We start from the raw sequence: 17026 nt of genomic DNA, 5'->3' as shown, positions 1-17026 counted from the left end.
GCTTATTCTTCTTGGACGCGAACAGTACCGCGGTACCAGTTACAATCGCAGCTGCAACCAAGTAAAACGCAGGGGCAAGCTGAATACCGGTGACGTCAATGAGCCAGGTAGCAATCATCGGCGCGGTACCGCCAAAGACAGCATTTGCCGTATTGAATGTCAATGCGAAGCCGGAAAGGCGCACGTGCGTAGGAAACTGCTCAGAGAGGAAGGAAGGCAGGACGCCATCATTAAGAGCAAGCACACCGCCTAGGCACACCTGGATAATGATGACTAGGAAGAGCCCAGCGCCATCGAGAAGCATAAAGGCCGGAATAATGGTCACGCCCATAAAAGCGGCCGCGCACAGCATGGTCGTGCGGCGGCCCAGGCGGTCCGAAAGCATGCCGGTAAGCAAGGCAAAGCCGACATAGAATGCGGAGGCAACAGAGGACGCTATAAACGCCGGGGTTGCGGCCATACCCAACTCTTCTGAGAGGTAGGTGGGCAGGTAGGTCAAGATGACGTAGAAACCAATGGCGTTGAGCACCGCACCAGCAAAGGCAATGGCTAAGGCCTTGGGGTATTTAAGCACCTCACGCAGTGGGGATTCTTCCGGTTCATCCTGATCCTCAAAGTGGGAGGACTCCTCAGTATGACGGCGAATCCACAGACCGTACATGCCCAAAGGCAGCGCAATCAAGAAAGGCACGCGCCAGCCCCAGGAATCCAAGGCAGCATCGTCGAGCACGCCCGTCAGCAACGCCGCAATGAGCGAGCCCAGCAACAAGCCGGAAGCCGTAGCGGACGGCACCACCGCGGAATATATGCCGCGCTTACCGGCCGGAGCGATCTCGGCCAAGTGCGTGGCCGCGCCTGCATACTCACCGGCTGCCGAAAAGCCCTGCACCATGCGGCACAGCAGCAGCAAAATGGACGCGGCGAAGCCGATGGTGGCATAGCCAGGAAGGAAACCTATGCACGCGGTAGCCAGGGACATCATCACAATGGAAACCGTTAGGGTCTGGATGCGTCCGTGTTTATCACCGAAGTGACCCCATACGATGCCGCCCAAGGGCCGCACCAAGAATGACAGCGCAAAGAGTGCAAACGTCATAATCAGGGCGCGGCGGCCTTCCATCTCCGGGAAAAAGACCCGGGAGATAATCGCAGACATATAGATATAGGCCGCGTAATCGAACCATTCGATGAAGGTGCCGATGAACGCGGCCTTTATGGCCGAGCGGTGTTGATGTTTGATTTCTGCAGTTTCCTCAGCAGTCTGTGCCGGCACGGCATCATTGGCTGGGGGTAGGTTGTGAGAGGAGGCATGCTCCTCACCTCAATTCTGTAGCTATACAAGCAGTTGAAAACGGCGCAGCCTCGCTGCGCGCATATCTTCGACCCTACAGAAGAGGACTATGTCCCACATCACTTCTATGCACAATTGTTGTGTGTGACAAGCTCTCCGTCGCTTTCCGACGCCCCTCCCCACTGGATTCCCAGCAACGTACAGCAATCCAACAGTCATACCTCATTGGCGTTACAGCCCAGTGCCCCATACTGAGATCGTGCGTTTGAGAGAGCGCATACGAGAGATAGAGAGAACCCCCTGCAGTTTTCACAGGGCGGCACACGCCGATACATGGAAACAGTGAGAGAGACGCCTGTGGCCCTCGGCCCCACACCGGGACCGAGGGCCACAGGCGTTTTCCCAGTTAACCCCCAACATTATGTTGTAGAAGGCTTCTGCGGGAGCTTTTTATCAAAATCAATAAGTCGGCCTAATGCCCAATCCTTATCAGTTAGCAGGCGAGAAAAAACCAACCCGGCACCAATGGATCCAACCACCATCATTCCGGTCGCAACGTTTGCCAAAGCTTGATCCATTTGCCCGTCGTTCAAATAAAACACTGCTCGGAACATTGTCACCCCCGGAATCATAATCACCGCAGCTGGAACGGTCGTTGTAATACGGGGGAGCCGCGCCTTTTTAGAAGCAACCGCACCCAACAAACCGATGAGTAATCCACCCACGAAGGCCGCAAAGAAAATGGTTGTACCAGCGTGAATGAGGATCAAACGGAGCTCATTTGCCACAGTTCCCACACACGCCGCGACCAAAACCATGCGGCGCGATGAGTTGAAAAGAAAGGCAAAGCCAGCAATGCCCAGAAAACTTGCGACCGGCGCCAACAAAAACCACTTCGTATCCTGTGCAGGAGCGGGTGGATCAGGGGTAAGTTGTGTCAACCAGCTCACCATCGAGACGGTGAAAGTCGCTATAAATATAACAGTGAAGGCATACCCTAACCTGACAATACCTGCGTCCAAATCAAAACGCGCAATGTCAATCAATGCAGAGAAAAGTGGAAATCCGGGGATCAAGAATAAGACCGCTGCCACAACGCCAGAGGACAATTCACTCGGCTCCACTGAGCCTATCGCCCCAAAAATCTCCGTCAAAAGGAAGAAAACGATACTTGCCGTTGCACCGCCAGCAATTACCCCTCCGATTTGATGGACGTGCCGATGGAGAACTGTATAACGCACAAACTGGCCTGCAAACGCCGCTAAAGCCACCAAACCCACCGCTTCTAGCGGGAAAAAGTTAAGATACGCAAACGCCGCGCATGCGATCGCGGCGGCAAAGGAAAGAACTAAACCGCTCCAGCGCTTCTTGACGCCAAACTCAATGACATCCAGCATTGCCGCCAATTCTTGGGCAGTAATTCCTGCATAGAGACGATTATGGGTCAGATCTTCTAAGGCTTCTATCCGCGAAGCATCAACCGCGGGAGAATGTTGCCGGGCAATCACTGTCCTGAAATATTCCCCGCGGTGGAACGTACAAGTAATCTGTGTCAAACCCACTGTGGCATCTAAGTGGTCAAACCCTAAAGCTCGCGCGCTGCGTTTCATCCCCCTTAAGACACGGTAACCAGAAGTGCCGGCCCCCATTAGGAGCATTCCTACCCGCAATACAACGTCCGCCTCCACGCCCATTTGCCGGTGCATAGCTGGATCAAATTCTTGTGCCACATCTCCTCCTCTACCGCGGCTCTTGGGGCCCAATTTAAGACTTCTCACCCCGTCCCCAGGCCGCGCCTGTCACTCACCGAGAATATTACGCAACAAAGACTATTTGCGAACACTGTCCACTGCCCTAAATGCCTTCGCCCTCCGCACCCGTGTACGGATATGAGCTGTCATCTGCTCATATCCACTCTATTACCACGGTACTCACAGGAAGATTGCAGGCTCATGGCAGTTTAGAGAGTTATATTAATCTTGCGCGTTTGAGAGAACGCAAGAGAGATAGAGAGAACCAGTTCCAGCGCCCAGGGCCCCGAGCGAGGCCCGGGCGCTGGAGCTGTTTTATCCATCAAAACAGGCGCCAAGAAGGGGATCCGTAACCAGGGAAATCCCGCCGGACCACCTGTTGAGCACAACGCCGTCATAGCTCTACAGAGAACTAGGAATTGCTGCCAGCTTTACCAAGGAACGTCAACGCGGCAACGGTGAGGGCCTCCGTGCCGGTGCGCAGCGTGGGTTGGATCAGCGGGGCGAAGTGCGGGCTGTGGTTGGGAACATCCTTTCCTTCTTCGCGGCCGGAAAATACCCAGAAGCAATAAGGAACCTCGAAGGCGCGAGCAATAGTGGAGAAATCCTCACTGGCTGTGAGGGGTTCTGCAGTGAGAACGCGGTCGGCGCCGAAATAGGATATAAAGGATTTCTGGAGCGACGCCGTAGTTTCCTCATCATTGCTAGTAAGCGGGTAGGCATCGTGATAGTTAAATTCCGCGGGCTGCGGACTGCCGGCGGCCTGGCACTCAGCGGTGACGATACGTTCGATTGCTGCAGTGATCTTATCGCGGATCTGCTCGCTATAGGCGCGCACGTTAATTTTTAAGGTTGCCTCGAAAGGAATGATATTGGCCTTCGAGCCTGCATTAATGGCACCTACAGTAAGTACGCCGAAATCAGAAGGGTTGAGCTCGCGGGAAATAACTGTCTGCAGGCGCATCACAATAGAGCTTGCCAGTACCACTGGGTCAACGCTCAAATGCGGCATCGAACCGTGCGAGCCTTGTCCAAAGACCTTGACGTCCAAACTCACTGCAGTGGACATGAAGGGGCCTGCCGCAAGAGCAACGGTGCCAGCAGGAAACTGGCTCGCAAAAACATGTTGACCTAGGACAACATCGGGAGTGGCTACCTTATCTACTAGGCCGTCATCCACCATAGACTGGGCACCGGCGGCGATTTCCTCGCCCGGTTGGAAAATAAGTTGCAAGGTGCCGGACCACTGGTCGGTGGCCTGCGCCAAAAGCGCCCCCATGCCCAGCAGGCTGGCCACGTGTGAATCGTGACCGCAGGCCTGCATGACGGCCACTTCATTTCCCTCCGAATCTACTGCGGTATCGGTGGAGGCGTAATCCAAGCCAGTATCTTCCTTGACCGGTAGGCCATCAAAATCCGCGCGCAGCATGACAGTAGGCCCGGCACCATTTTCCAAGACGCCAACCACGCCACCGCCTACATCCACTTGGTCAAACCCGAGGTCAGCAAGCTTGCCCTTGATGATGCTAAGCGTACGCTTCTCCTGCATCGATAGCTCCGGGTGCTGATGCAGGTCTTTATAAAGTGGCTCCTGCCAATCTTTGACGGAGTCATAGTTGCTGCAGACAGTACGGACAGCATTACGGACAGACATTGCTTCCTCCTTGTGGGATCGCGGTGGAATATAGCAGCCAGTGTAGAGGGATGGAAGGAAGGTGGGCGTCGGCAAGCAAGGCATTTTTGTAATGCCAGCCATAGTTTTATGGCAAAGAGACGGGCCTCATGGTGCGCCGAGCTGGAGTTTTTAAAAAGTTCGATGACGCATCCACCTTTAACCCATCGGACATTTATAATTCACCAATTATTTGTTTTCCATGTATCTGGGCTTCACCCATCCGCCCTAAATTGACCGAGTGACCTTTCAGGAAGACTCTCTCAGTGGCGGCAACTCAGGCACTACCATCGCCCGTCCCGCCCACACGGAAAACCCCAGTGATTCTGCGGCGTTGGTACGCAAAGCAGCGCGCAATCGCCACAAGGAATGGCTGCTTGCAGCTGCGCTACTCGCGCCGAATCTGATCCTGCTGGCCGTATTTACCTACCGGCCACTGCTGGATAATATTCGCCTCTCCTTTTTTAATTGGAATATCTCCAGCCCCACCTCCACGTTTGTGGGCTTTGATAATTATGGTGAGTGGTTTAGCCGCGATGATACGAAGACCATTGTTTTAAATACTCTGGTTTTTACCTTCTTTGCGGTCATTGGCTCCATGGTCATCGGCTTAGCGCTGGCGCTGCTACTCAACCAGAACATCAAGGGTCGTAATTTTGCGCGTTCTGTAGTCTTCGCGCCCTACGCCATTTCCGGCGCTGCCATTGGTATTGCCTTCCAGTTCGTATTCGATCCAAACTTTGGCCTCATCCAGGAAATCCTGGGGTGGTTTGGTATAGATTCCCCCAACTTCTATGCCGTGCCAGGCTGGGCGATGTTCATGGTGACCTTCACCTTCGTGTGGAAAAACTTGGGCTATACCTTCGTCATCTACTTGGCAGCACTCCAGGGCCTAGACAAGGAATTGGATGAAGCCGCCGCTATCGACGGCACCGGCCGCTGGCGCAAATTCTGGCGCGTGACCATGCCACAGCTGCGCAATACCACCTTCTTTCTTTCCATTACGGTGCTTCTTAACTCTGTGCAGGTCTTCGACATCATCAACGTCATGACCCGCGGCGGCCCACAGGGAAACGGCACCCAGACGCTGGTCTTCCAGATTTATAACGAAACCTTCGTCAACTTCCGCGCCGGCTACGGTGCGACCGCCGCCACCATCTTGTTCCTGTTCCTGCTCATCATCACCCTGATTCAGGTACGCATCATGGATAAGCGAGGTTAACCCACATGGCTACTTCAGCCCTTCACATGGTCACGGATGAATCCCCCACCACCCGTCGCGCAAAGCTCGCCGGCGGTTACCTAGGCATTCTCGCCGTACTGCTGCTAATTGGACTGCCCCTGTTCTGGATCCTCATGACCTCCTTTAAGGCCAAGGGCGATATCTATACTGATCCGGTCAATTGGATTCCACCAGTATGGGAGACCGAGAACTACTCCGATGCCACCACCCGCGTACCTTTCTGGACCTATCTGCGCAATTCAGTATTTATTACCGCAGTGCTGTCCATCATCAAGATTGTGCTGGGTGTCATCTCCGCCTATGCGCTGGCCATCCTGCGCTTTCCAGGCCGCCATCTGGTCTTCTTATTGGTCATTTCCTCGCTCATGGTGCCCAGCGAGATCACCGTTATCTCTAACTACGCCCTGGTCAATTCCTTGGGCTGGCGCAATACCTTCGTGGGCATCATCGTGCCGCTGGCCGGCGTGGCCTTCGGTACGTTCTTGATGCGTAACCACTTTTTGTCCCTGCCCTATGAGCTAGTTGAGGCCGCCCGCATGGATGGCGCCGGTCCCATTCGCATGCTCACCAAGGTGCTACTGCCGGTCTCGTGGCCTACCTTGACCGCATTCTCCGTAATCACCATGGTCAATGAATGGAATACCTACCTCTGGCCATTCCTTATGGCCGATACGGAAGAAGTAGCACCGCTGCAGGTGGGTCTCACCATGTTGCAAAACAACGATGGAGTGACCAACTGGGGCCCGGTTATGGCCGCCACCATCCTCACCATCATCCCAATGGTGATCATCTTCTTGGCCTTGCAAAAGTACATGATCCAAGGCCTGACCACTGGCGCCGTCAAGGGATAGAAGGACTTCTACCCCACCCACGCTCGCCGTTTCCACTTACTTTAATCCTGCTTATCTACAGGAGACCCAAGGAGAATTACATGCTACGCCGCAAGTTCCTCGCCCTCGCTTCTACCGCTGCCTCTGCCACTGCGCTGGCCGCCTGCGCTGGTACCTCTTCGACCGACCCGCAGGGCGGCAAAGACAAGGGCGGCGACGATAAAGTCACCGAGCTGACCTGGTGGTCCAACCACCCGGGCACCTCCAAGGACATTGAAAAGGAGATCATCTCTCGCTTTGAAAAGGAAAACCCCGATATCAAGGTCAACCTCGTTGACACTGGCAAGAACTACGAAGAGGCAGCTCAAAAGTTCAATGCTGCGCTAACGGGCCAGGATCTTCCTGACGTAGTCGTGCTTTCCGACGTCTGGTGGCACAACTTCGCCATCAACGGTCAGATCGCCAACGTCGACGAGCTAGCGGAAGAAGCCAGCATCGATCTCTCCACCTACGTGCAGCCGCTCTACGAGGATTACAACTACGACGGCGGCCACTTTGCGCTTCCTTTCGCCCGCTCGACTCCGCTGTTCTACTACAACAAGGATGCGTGGAAGAAGGCCGGCCTGCCGGACCGCGGCCCGAAGTCCTGGGATGAGATGGATGAATGGGCCAAAAAGCTTGCCGATGCTGATCCGAAGATGAAACCCTTCGGCTGGGGTGATGCCGTGGACTACCTGGGCTGGATTTTCCAAGGACCACTGTGGTCCAAGGGCGGCGCCTACTCCGATGCGTGGGACTTGAAGTTCACCGATGACAAGACCATCAAGGCCGTCGAGTGGCTCAAGGACATCACCGATGAAAAGAAGGGCTACTCCTACGTGGGCAACGATATGGCCATGGAGTTCGGCACCGGCCGCGCAGCCGCGACTGTGCTGTCCACCGGTGACCTGGCGGGCCTGACCGATACCGCTAAGTTCGAGCTCGGCACCGCCTTCCTACCGAACCCTAAGGGCGACGGTGCCTGCCCAACAGGTGGCGCCGGACTGGCTATCCCATCGGGTATCAGCAAGAACCGTCAGCTGGCGGCCATCAAGCTCATTGACTTCATTACCAATGAAGAAAACACCTGCTACTGGTCCCAAAATGTGGGCTACATGCCGGTACGTTCCTCCGCCGTGGAAAACGAGGACCAGAAGAAGTTCATGGAAGACAATCCGAACTTCGAGACCGCCATCAAGCAACTTCCGGAGACCCGCCCGCAGGACAACGCCCGCGTCTTCCTGCCCGGCGCGGACCAGGAAATTGGCGGTGCTTTCGAAAAGGTTGTCACCAACCGCGATGATGTCACCAAGGTGCTAACTGACCTTGAAAAGACCCTGCAGTCGATTTACGACAACCAGGTCAAGCCCGTCATCAATAAGTAGGCTTTCACAGCCGCCTTCCTCCCCTCACTAGATTCTGAAAGGTAACCATGGCTACTGTCACCTTCGATGGCGCAAGCCGCATTTACTCCAAGGACGCGGAACGCCCCGCCGTTGATCGCCTCAATCTGGATATTTCCGACGGCGAATTTTTGGTCCTCGTCGGCCCTTCCGGCTGCGGCAAGTCCACCAGCCTGCGTATGCTCGCTGGCTTGGAGCCCACCGACCGCGGTTCCATTCGCATCGGCGGCAAGGACGTCACCGAGGTGAGCCCATCGGACCGCGACGTAGCCATGGTTTTTCAGAACTATGCCCTCTACCCCAATATGTCCGTAGCGCAGAATATGTCCTTCGCGCTGGAAAACCGCAAGGTCCCTAAAAACGAGATTAAGTCTCGCGTGCAAGAGGCCGCGAAGATCCTGCAGATGGAGGCTCTTCTCGACCGCAAGCCCGCCAATCTTTCCGGCGGCCAGCGCCAGCGCGTAGCTATGGGACGCGCCATCGTGCGCGAGCCGGCAGTGTTTTGCATGGATGAGCCTTTGTCCAACCTGGACGCCAAGCTGCGCGTATCCACCCGCGCGCAGATCTCTAATCTGCAACGCCGCCTTGGCACCACCACCGTCTACGTCACCCATGACCAAACTGAGGCAATGACCATGGGTGATCGGGTCGCTGTTCTCAATGCCGGCGTCTTGCAGCAGGTGGATAATACCCGCACCATCTACGACCGCCCGCAGAATGTCTTCGTCGCCGGATTCATTGGCTCGCCGGCGATGAATATCTACGACCTGAGCCACAACTCCTCTGATCTGCGCATCGGCTCTACCCGCATTAACCTGTCCAATTACAACTTCGAAGGCGTAGAGACTGTCACCGTCGGCATCCGCCCTGAAGACTGGCAATTTAGCGATACCGGCAACGGTGGGGCAAAGTTTACTGTCGCGCATATCGAGGAACTGGGTAACCAGACCTACGTTTACGGCGACCTTAACGACGCCGCTGGCGATAGCTCCGCCGACGGCATACTGAAGTCTTCCACCCGCATGGGCGGACAGACCGGCATTCTGGTCAATGCCCGCGGCCGTTACGCGGTGGGTGATACTTTCTATGTTTCCCCCGACCCGGACCAAGTGCATTTATTTAGCACCACTACTGGGGAGCGCCTGAACTAGAAGCAGCAAATAGGCAGTTGGCACCTTAGATTCTTATTTTCCTTTGCAGACATTAAGAAACTGATATGTGTCCGCACGCATAAACGCGCACGCAGTGCCTTTTACCACGGATATTGCTGGGAATATCGCACTCAGCGAACCTTAAAATCAACCGAAAGGTAATTCACTGCCTATGCCATCTTTCAAGAAGCTATCTGCCGCCACTTTGGCTGCAACCGCAATCCTCGGAACCGTCGCCGCACCGGCCGCCAGCGCCAAGAGCGACCCAGTTCGCTCCCTTATTTCTCCGGGCACCTGCAAGACCATCACCAAGCTGGCCAACGATGGCAAGCCGGTCCCGGATCCTTCCATCCTCCACGATGAAGACTCCGTAAAGCCGTACTTCAAAGATGGCGTTCTGGAGTACAAGGTGGTTGAAAACTTCCCGTATCGCAAGCAGCTCGATGCCGCGGTTGCCGAGTGGAACAAGGCCCTCAAGGGCAAGGCTTCCCTGAAGGAAGTTAAGCCTTCCGAGGCTGATGGTGACACCATCGCCATCATCTTCAAGCCCGACCCAAATGGCTATGTACAGGGCGCTGCCTACCCAGATCACAAGATGGTCTTCATCAAGATTCCTAATGCCCAGTACCCAGAGGCAGTCCAGGGCACCATTGCCCACGAGCTGGGCCACATGATGGGTGCGGGCCACTCCTGCGCCGGCGCGCTCATGGCCGGCGCTAACCAGAATCCCATCTCCTACCATGTAACCCCGCTGGACGCGGCAGCCATCATTCAAGGTCAGTTCGACTAAACGCCCGACGACTCCTCTCCCCTAGGCCCAGCACGGTGCCTAGGGGATTTTTCTGTCTTTACCCGGCTCCGTGTTGGGTAGGTCGCATTCAACCGATTGTTTTAGGCGGCACACAGGCCTACTGCTAACGTTGCCGTTATTCAAAGGTTTGCATTAGAAAAGGAGTCCGCCCATGGATACGTGGGAACCCACCCTGTCGACCGGCCCACTGCTGGGCATTGCGGTGGCCGCCATCGCCGTAATTTTGGTGTTGGTCATCTATTTCAAGCTTCACGCCTTCCTCACGCTATTGGTGGTCTCGGCACTCACGGCGCTGGCTGCGGGCATTCCCCTCGAAGGAATCGTGCCCACCATGACAGAGAGCTTTAGCTCCACCCTAGGGTCGGTGGCGCTGCTCGTAGGCTTGGGCGCCATGATCGGCCGGCTGGTGGAAGCTTCCGGTGGCGCTAAATCGCTTGCCGACGCCATGGTCCGCCGCTTCGGCGAATCCAAAGCACCCTTAGCACTCGGCCTAGCATCGCTCATTATGGGCTTTCCCATCTTCTTCGATGCCGGCCTGATTGTGATGCTGCCGGTCATCTTCGCTGTCGCTCGCCGCTTGGATGGCCCTGTTCTTGCCTTCGGTCTGCCGGCAGCTGGTGCATTCTCCGTTATGCACGTCTACCTGCCGCCGCACCCGGGCCCCGTTGCCGCCAGTGAATTTTACGGCGCCGATATGGGTCTCGTTCTTTTAGTCGGCCTCATCCTAGCCCTGCCCACCTGGTATATTTCCGGCTACCACTTTGGTCTGCTTTCCGGTAAGAAATTTCCCATCAAGGTAACCGATGCCATCGCCGGTCCCCTCCTCGCGGAGGACGAGCAACCCCACAAACCCGCCTCTGCCGCCACGGTGATCTCCATCCTGTTGATCCCGATGGTGCTCATCTTCTTTAACACCGGTCTCAATGCTTTGGCGTCCTATGGCACCATTGACGCCGACGCCGCGTGGGTACGGTTCTTTGTCATGCTGGGCCAGACCCCCATTGCCCTGCTGATTACCCTCCTCATCGCGCTCGTGGTCCTCGGGCTGCGCCGTGGCGTAGAAAAGACCGCGCTGGAAAAGCTTGTCGATTCCTCCCTCGGCCCCATCTGCTCGGTCGTGCTTATCACCGGTGCCGGCGGCATGTTCGGTGGTGTGTTGCGTACCTCCGGGATTGGCGATGCGCTTGCTGATTCCCTTTCCGGCCTCGGCATCCCCGTCATCCTGGCCTGCTACCTTATCGCCGTGGCCCTGCGTCTGGCCCAAGGCTCCGCTACCGTCGCGCTAACTACGGCCGCTGCGCTTATGGTCCCAGCCGTGGAAGCCGGCGGCTTCAACGAACTACAGCTCGCGCTTATCGTTGTTGCAACCGCCGCCGGTTCCGTCTTCGGCTCCCATGTCAATGACTCTGGATTCTGGCTCGTCGGCCGCCTCATGGGCATGGACACCATGACCACGCTTAAGACCTGGACTGTCAACCAGGTGCTCATCTCCGTTATCGGCTTTGCCCTAGTCCTGGTCATGTACGGCGCCGCAGCTGCCTTCTAGCGCCAGCTTTAAGCCCCCGCTTTAATCCACGCTGCGGCATCGCCCGCAATTTCCGACGCCGGCCGAGTCACATCAAAGACCTGGCCGGTTTCGTCATCTTCCAGCGGCTCCAAGGTATCGAATTGCGATTGCAAGAGCGACGCCGGCATAAAGTGCCCCAGCCGATGCTGCATGCGCTGATACAGCACATCAAAGTCCCCGTGCACGTGTACAAACACCACGCCCGGACAATACTCGCGAATCAAATCCCGGTATTTACGCTTCAACGCGCTACAACCCACCATCGCGCCTTCCGGCCTATCCGCCAACCACTGACCAATCTGTTTCAGCCACGGCTCTCGGTCCGCATCATTGAGCGGTATCCCTGCCGCCATCTTGTCGATATTGGCCTGCGGATGCATATCATCGCCATCGCGGTACTCCAGACCGACCAACGGCGACAGCGCCTCCCCTACCGTTGTCTTGCCCGAGCCTGATACCCCCATGACAACGACGTGGCGAAAACTGTGTTGGTTCATGGTGGCTCCTTTGAATGGGGTGTTCCCTTCGAGTTTAGGCTGAACCCCAGCGCTGACCTATTTGGCGCCGTTCTCCTCCCTGGCACAACCGGTGCGATCTGTGAGGCCTAAATGTTTTGACGAAGCACAGCAAGGTAACCACGAGTCTCGACAGAGGTTACTCCCACCAGAAAATTAAGGATGGTTCAATAGCTAAATTGGTTCGCCGACTACTTGATTTCGCCTAAGCTATCGGTTGGTAGGCCCTCTACCTAGAGCAAACGGCCACGCTATGGCCCCAAACTGGTGGTTCAGGGGGATAACGTGGCTGAAAGTTGGGTGTCGGGTGAAGCGAACGCCGCCTAGGCGAGGTTTTTGAGGGCCTCGGTAACTAGGCGCCAGAAGCCAGCGTGATCGAGGGTGGTGGCGACTTGGGTGTGGCAGGAGACGTCGGCAGGCTCGCGGAGATCGGTGACAGTCATGCCAGTGGTAAGGGCGCCCGCAAGCTCGACGTGGACGGGGGCCCTGCGGGTCTGGACGATGTCTGGATCAATGAGATAGGCGACGGTGCACGGGTCGTGGACCGGTGGATTATCAAAGCCTTGGTTGGCTTGGTAGGTCTTGCGGAAGAAGCCGAAAAGGCCAACGACGAACTCCGAGACTGGGGTTTCCAGAGCCTTGATTTCGGCTTCGACCTCCGGGGTGGCCAGTGCCTGGTGAGTGAGGTCGAGGCCCACCATCGTGACGGGCCAAGGCTCTTCGAAGACGATGTGGGCGGCCTCGGGGTCGATCTTGATATTGAACTCGGCGACTGGGGACCAATTTCCTTCGTGGTAGCCGCCGCCCATGAGGACTACTTCCTTGACGCGCTCAACGATGCGCGGCTCTTTGCGCGCGGCCATCGCGATATTGGTAAGCGGGCCGGTGGGCACCAGGGTGATGGTGCCGGGATCGTGGGACATGATGGTGTCGATGATGAAGTCGATGGCGTGGGCGTCGGCAAGCGCGGTGCTTGGGTCCGGAAGTTGGACGCCTTCCACGTCCATTCCGGTGGAGCCGTGGATAGCCTCGGCAACTTCGACGGGGCGCACGAGCGGGCGATCGCAGCCGGCATAGACCGGAATCTCCGGGTGACCAGCGATTTCCTTGACTACCAGGGCGTTATGGGAGACCTTATCCAAGGTCTGGTTTCCGCCTACGGTGGTAATGCCCAGCAGCTCGATATTGGGGTTGCCCATGGCTAGAAGCAGGGCCACCGCGTCATCGTGGCCGGGGTCGCAGTCCAGAATGATTTTTCGCGTCATGCCACGAGCCTACTTTCGGGCGTTGACGGCCGCCACGGTGTCATCAATAGACTCCGGGCGCGGAATGCGGAAGGACAAAGCTAGAGCCGCAAGCAGGATGATGACGCCGGCGATCATGCCCGCGCGGTAGCCATGCTCGAAAGACCCGGAAACCGCGAACAGCACTGCAAAGGACAGACCCGCGCCTAGGTTGAAGGCGCCGGCGTTCATGCCGGGCAGATAGCCCTGGTTATCGGCCGGCGAGAGCACGATGCCTAAGCCATTGAGCATGATATTGGCAATGCCCGCGTAGGTCACGCCCAAGAAGATAGAGACGAAGAGCAGGGTCCACGCGTTCGGAACGCCCACCACGAAAATGGAGATAATCAAGCCAGCGACGGTGCCTACGAGGCCGGTTTGCAGAACGTACTTATAGCCCAGTTTGGAAGCCATCCAGCCGGCAATGGGGCCGAAGACTAAGCCGGCGAGGGCGTATGGGGTAAGCGTGACCCAGGAAATGGTGCTGGCAGAAATACCGGCACCGGCGTCTGCATCCTGGCCAAGATTAGGGATGAGGCCATTCATCACGGCAAAGACACCGGTCATCGTGAGCAGCGTGGTAGATAGCAGCGCCCACGTGCGGCGTTGTTTGAGGTAGGCCACCGGTACGAGCGGATCGGCGACCTTCTTCTCCACGTTCCAGAAGGCCCAGAAGCCGGCGACACCGATGAGGAGAAGGATGATGACGAGGAACCAATTGGCCTCTGCAAGCTTGCCGGCTTCGTTGAACGCGGTGAGAACGCAACCCAGCGCCACGGCCAGAGGAAGAACACCCTCCCAGTCCATACGCGGGGTTTCCGTGGCCGTGGATTCCTTGGTAAATACCTGGACTGCCACTACTGCAATGGTGCATAGAACAGCCATGGTCCAAAAGACCGAGCGGTAACCAAAATTGCCCGCCAACCAGCCGCCGGCCAGCGCATCCACACCGGCAATTCCACCGTTTACCGAGGTCACAATGCCCAGCAACAGGGCGTACTGCTGTTCATTGAGTACCTGCTGGCGCAGCATAATCAGGCACAGCGGAACCGTAGGCCCTGCCACGCCTTGAATGATGCGGCCAATCAGCAACACAGCGACGTTCGGTGCAACCGCCGAAACCACGCAGCCCAGCGCAGCTACCGCCATCATGCCAACGAGGACTTTCCTGCGCCCGATGAGGTCACCCCAGCGCGGCAGGAATAGTGAGAATAGTGCCGCGGCCGTAAAGAATGCCGTTTGCGTCAGACCGATCTGCGCGGTGGTGGCGCCCAGCTCGTCTTCCATCGTCGCCAAGGCTGGCGAGAGCATCGACGCATTGAGCTGGAACGCAAACACCGCAGTAAGCAGTGCGAACATCAACGGGATATAGGAGCTGGGCTGGAGCTTTGGGGGCTCGGAGGTGGTGGAAGTCATGGCTTTAATTTAGATCAACCGTGCGGCAAACTACTAGACCAAATCTTGGCCAATTTTTACTAGTCAGATATCTTCTTCGGTCGCGGGCCTTGTCGCAATTGCCTACTGTGCACAAGTAATGGCCTGAAGCAGTCTTCTAGTAACCGTAACCGACAGTAGAGGCTCAGCCTTCGCTTGCCGACCTCCCAACACGCAGCCGAAGCGGTGCTTTGCCTAGAAATGGGAAATTGTTCACCGATTCCTGATGTACGGTAGTAACATCTGCGTTCTTCTAATACCTAGTAAGCAGCAAAGGACGCCGACGTTGAAAGGACTTAGCTTCCGTTATGCCTACAGTTTCTGATCGCCTGCACCGAGCCCAGCGGGATTTTAACGCGGTGATTACCATCATCCCGTTTGATGAGCATGCCGTGGATGATTCCCCCACGCTCATGGGACAACCCGTCGCGTTCAAGGACATCGTGGATGTGGCGTGCGTGGCTACCACCTGCGGCACCAAGGTAAATGTGGGCCGCACGCCGGTCAAGGATGCACCGGTGGTACAGCGCTTGGCGGCGAAGGGTGCGCTGCCGGTGGCGAAGGCGAATCTGCAGGAATTTTCCTATGGCATTTTGGGCGATGCCTCTGCGTATGGACGCGTTATCAATCCGCGCGATCCCGAGGTGTGCGGCGGCGGATCAAGCTCTGGTTCCGCTGCTTTGGTGGCGTGCGGCGCGCTCGACCTGACGGTTGGTTCCGATAGCGCTGGGTCGGTGCGCGTACCTGCCGCGTGCCAAGGCGTGTTGGGGTTTAAACCCACCTTTGGACTCATTCCAGTCGAAGACGTCTTTCCCTTCGCCCCGAGCTTTGATTGCATTGGATTTTTTGCCAGCTCGATTGACCTGATTGAGGAGGCTTTTATCGCCACCGCGGATGAGGAACCGGCCGCGGCGCAAGACGTTTCAATTGTTGATGTCACGGCTCTTAAGTCCAAGGGCGAGGGCTTCGCGGATCTTCTGGCAGCGCTGGAGCACTCGGATTTTGAACTCAGCGAGGGCGTGGATTTAGAAGAAACCATCGCCGCCACGGCCAAGCTCTATGAGCCGATGCGTCTGAAGGAAGTCTATGACGTGCACCGGCCACTGCTGGATCAGCGCGATAAGTACCAGGACGTTATCTTGCAGCGCGTTTTAGGTGGAGAAAATATCAGCCAGGAAGATTATGACGAGGCTGCGCAAGGCGTGAAAGAGCTGCGCGAGGATGCGCTTGCCCTGCTTGGCGACGCCCCCATTATCCTCACCCCCACCCTCGATTCCGGCCCCCTCAAGTGGTCCGATATCACAGCGGAAAATACCGCGGAATCGGCCGCAAGCCTGCGGCGCTGGACCGAGCCTTTCAATGTGCTCGGCTGGCCGGCTATTACGGTGCCGCTGCGCGACGAAGAGGAAGAAGGCGTGGGTGATGCGGTGCAGGTCGTCGGCAAGCCGGGCGAGGACCTGACCGTCCTGCGCGTTGCTCGTGCACTGCAAGCCCTTCTTTAGGCCTCTGCCAGCACTGTCTTTTCTTGCGTACGCGGCCGCCAATAAGCAGCCTCTATAGCCTTAAGATCTTTGAAATGGGCTGAGGTGAGCTCGTCCATTGCTTGAATGTAGCCGGGGACCTCCTCGCGTGGCAGACGCAAACCCATGGTCAGGTGCGGGGTCCACCGCGGCCCGCGCCCATCCGGATTGGCGGCACTGATTTGGCGCGCGGCGATTTCTAGCTCATCGCTCGTTTCAAGGAGCCAAGCCACCGTCTGTTTGCGCTTGATGCCAAAAATGACGTTTCCTACCCGCCGGAAGTCCGCCGGAATAACGGGCGGGAGCAGCTGGGCGGCTAAGTCCACGACCTCCGGCTGCATATGCGGCGAAAAGGTCACGGTGATGTGCGGGCGTTGCTGCTGGACGGGAAAGCCGCGCTCTGCAAGGCCGGCAAAGATTTCGCGCACCTGTTCCTCCTGCTTTTGCGGCAGGTAGAGCAAGATATTATCCGGCGATGCTTTACTCACAGGCGAGCGTTCCCTTTCTGTAGTGGAG

The 17026-nt window shown here is 56.9% G+C and carries 14 protein-coding genes; 7 read left to right on the top strand and 7 right to left on the bottom strand.

Annotated features, from left to right (window positions below):
* The 3 genes from L8V22_RS06595 to L8V22_RS06585 form a co-directional block, all read right to left on the bottom strand.
* Positions 1-1273 (bottom strand): MFS transporter (locus L8V22_RS06595; protein ID WP_269966424.1); only part of this gene is annotated, 1273 nt, incomplete at its 3' end.
* Between the two features lie 437 nt (positions 1274-1710).
* On the bottom strand, positions 1711-2985 hold the full coding sequence (locus L8V22_RS06590; protein WP_269966425.1) for a threonine/serine exporter family protein: 1275 nt from the start codon (positions 2983-2985) through the stop codon (positions 1711-1713).
* A 469-nt stretch (positions 2986-3454) separates the two neighbouring features.
* Positions 3455-4696 carry an amidohydrolase gene (locus L8V22_RS06585; RefSeq protein ID WP_238801269.1) on the bottom strand — a complete coding sequence of 414 codons (1242 nt, stop codon included), beginning with the start codon at positions 4694-4696 and terminating at the stop codon, positions 3455-3457.
* 259 nt (positions 4697-4955) lie between these two features.
* On the opposite strand from L8V22_RS06585, the gene L8V22_RS06580 reads away from it, so the two are divergent.
* From L8V22_RS06580 to L8V22_RS06555, 6 genes are all read left to right on the top strand, one after another.
* Positions 4956-5936: a carbohydrate ABC transporter permease gene (locus L8V22_RS06580; protein WP_238801268.1), complete on the top strand. Its 981-nt coding sequence runs from the start codon at positions 4956-4958 to the stop codon at positions 5934-5936.
* A gap of 26 nt (positions 5937-5962) precedes the next feature.
* Positions 5963-6808: a carbohydrate ABC transporter permease gene (locus tag L8V22_RS06575; protein ID WP_238801296.1), complete on the top strand. Its 846-nt coding sequence runs from the start codon at positions 5963-5965 to the stop codon at positions 6806-6808.
* An 80-nt stretch (positions 6809-6888) separates the two neighbouring features.
* A complete protein-coding gene (locus tag L8V22_RS06570; RefSeq protein ID WP_238801267.1) occupies positions 6889-8211 on the top strand; it encodes an ABC transporter substrate-binding protein in 1323 nt (440 codons plus the stop codon).
* A 47-nt stretch (positions 8212-8258) separates the two neighbouring features.
* Positions 8259-9380, top strand: a complete 1122-nt coding sequence (locus tag L8V22_RS06565) for an ABC transporter ATP-binding protein (protein ID WP_269966423.1) — start codon at positions 8259-8261, stop codon at positions 9378-9380.
* 172 nt (positions 9381-9552) lie between these two features.
* Positions 9553-10170, top strand: a complete 618-nt coding sequence (locus tag L8V22_RS06560; protein ID WP_238801265.1) for a zinc metalloprotease — start codon at positions 9553-9555, stop codon at positions 10168-10170.
* 172 nt (positions 10171-10342) lie between these two features.
* On the top strand, positions 10343-11737 hold the full coding sequence (locus tag L8V22_RS06555; protein WP_238801264.1) for a GntP family permease: 1395 nt from the start codon (positions 10343-10345) through the stop codon (positions 11735-11737).
* Between the two features lie 8 nt (positions 11738-11745).
* Here the strand turns inward: L8V22_RS06555 and L8V22_RS06550 are convergent, their stop codons facing one another.
* From L8V22_RS06550 to uriT, 3 genes are all read right to left on the bottom strand, one after another.
* Positions 11746-12255 (bottom strand): gluconokinase, encoded by a 510-nt coding sequence (locus L8V22_RS06550; protein WP_238801263.1) that lies wholly within the window; start codon positions 12253-12255, stop codon positions 11746-11748.
* A gap of 341 nt (positions 12256-12596) precedes the next feature.
* The gene (gene uriH, locus L8V22_RS06545; protein ID WP_238801262.1) at positions 12597-13538 is read right to left on the bottom strand and encodes a uridine-preferring nucleoside hydrolase UriH; all 942 of its coding nucleotides are present in this window, start codon (positions 13536-13538) and stop codon (positions 12597-12599) included.
* A 9-nt stretch (positions 13539-13547) separates the two neighbouring features.
* Complete coding sequence (uriT, locus tag L8V22_RS06540; protein WP_238801261.1) at positions 13548-14972, bottom strand: uridine transporter UriT; 1425 nt, start codon at positions 14970-14972, stop codon at positions 13548-13550.
* Positions 14973-15298: 326 nt separating this feature from the next.
* Between uriT and L8V22_RS06535 the strand changes: the two genes are divergently transcribed.
* The gene (locus L8V22_RS06535) at positions 15299-16492 is read left to right on the top strand and encodes an amidase (protein ID WP_269966422.1); all 1194 of its coding nucleotides are present in this window, start codon (positions 15299-15301) and stop codon (positions 16490-16492) included.
* Here L8V22_RS06535 and L8V22_RS06530 read toward each other — a convergent pair.
* Positions 16489-16998, bottom strand: a complete 510-nt coding sequence (locus tag L8V22_RS06530) for a 2'-5' RNA ligase family protein (protein WP_238801259.1) — start codon at positions 16996-16998, stop codon at positions 16489-16491. The two genes, L8V22_RS06535 and L8V22_RS06530, sit on opposite strands and share 4 nt — an antisense overlap.
* Positions 16999-17026: the final 28 nt, after the last annotated feature.

This window comes from Corynebacterium yonathiae (assembly GCF_027570195.1).
GTDB classification, from domain to species: domain Bacteria; phylum Actinomycetota; class Actinomycetes; order Mycobacteriales; family Mycobacteriaceae; genus Corynebacterium; species Corynebacterium yonathiae.
This window is presented reverse-complemented; position numbering and strand designations above follow the sequence as displayed.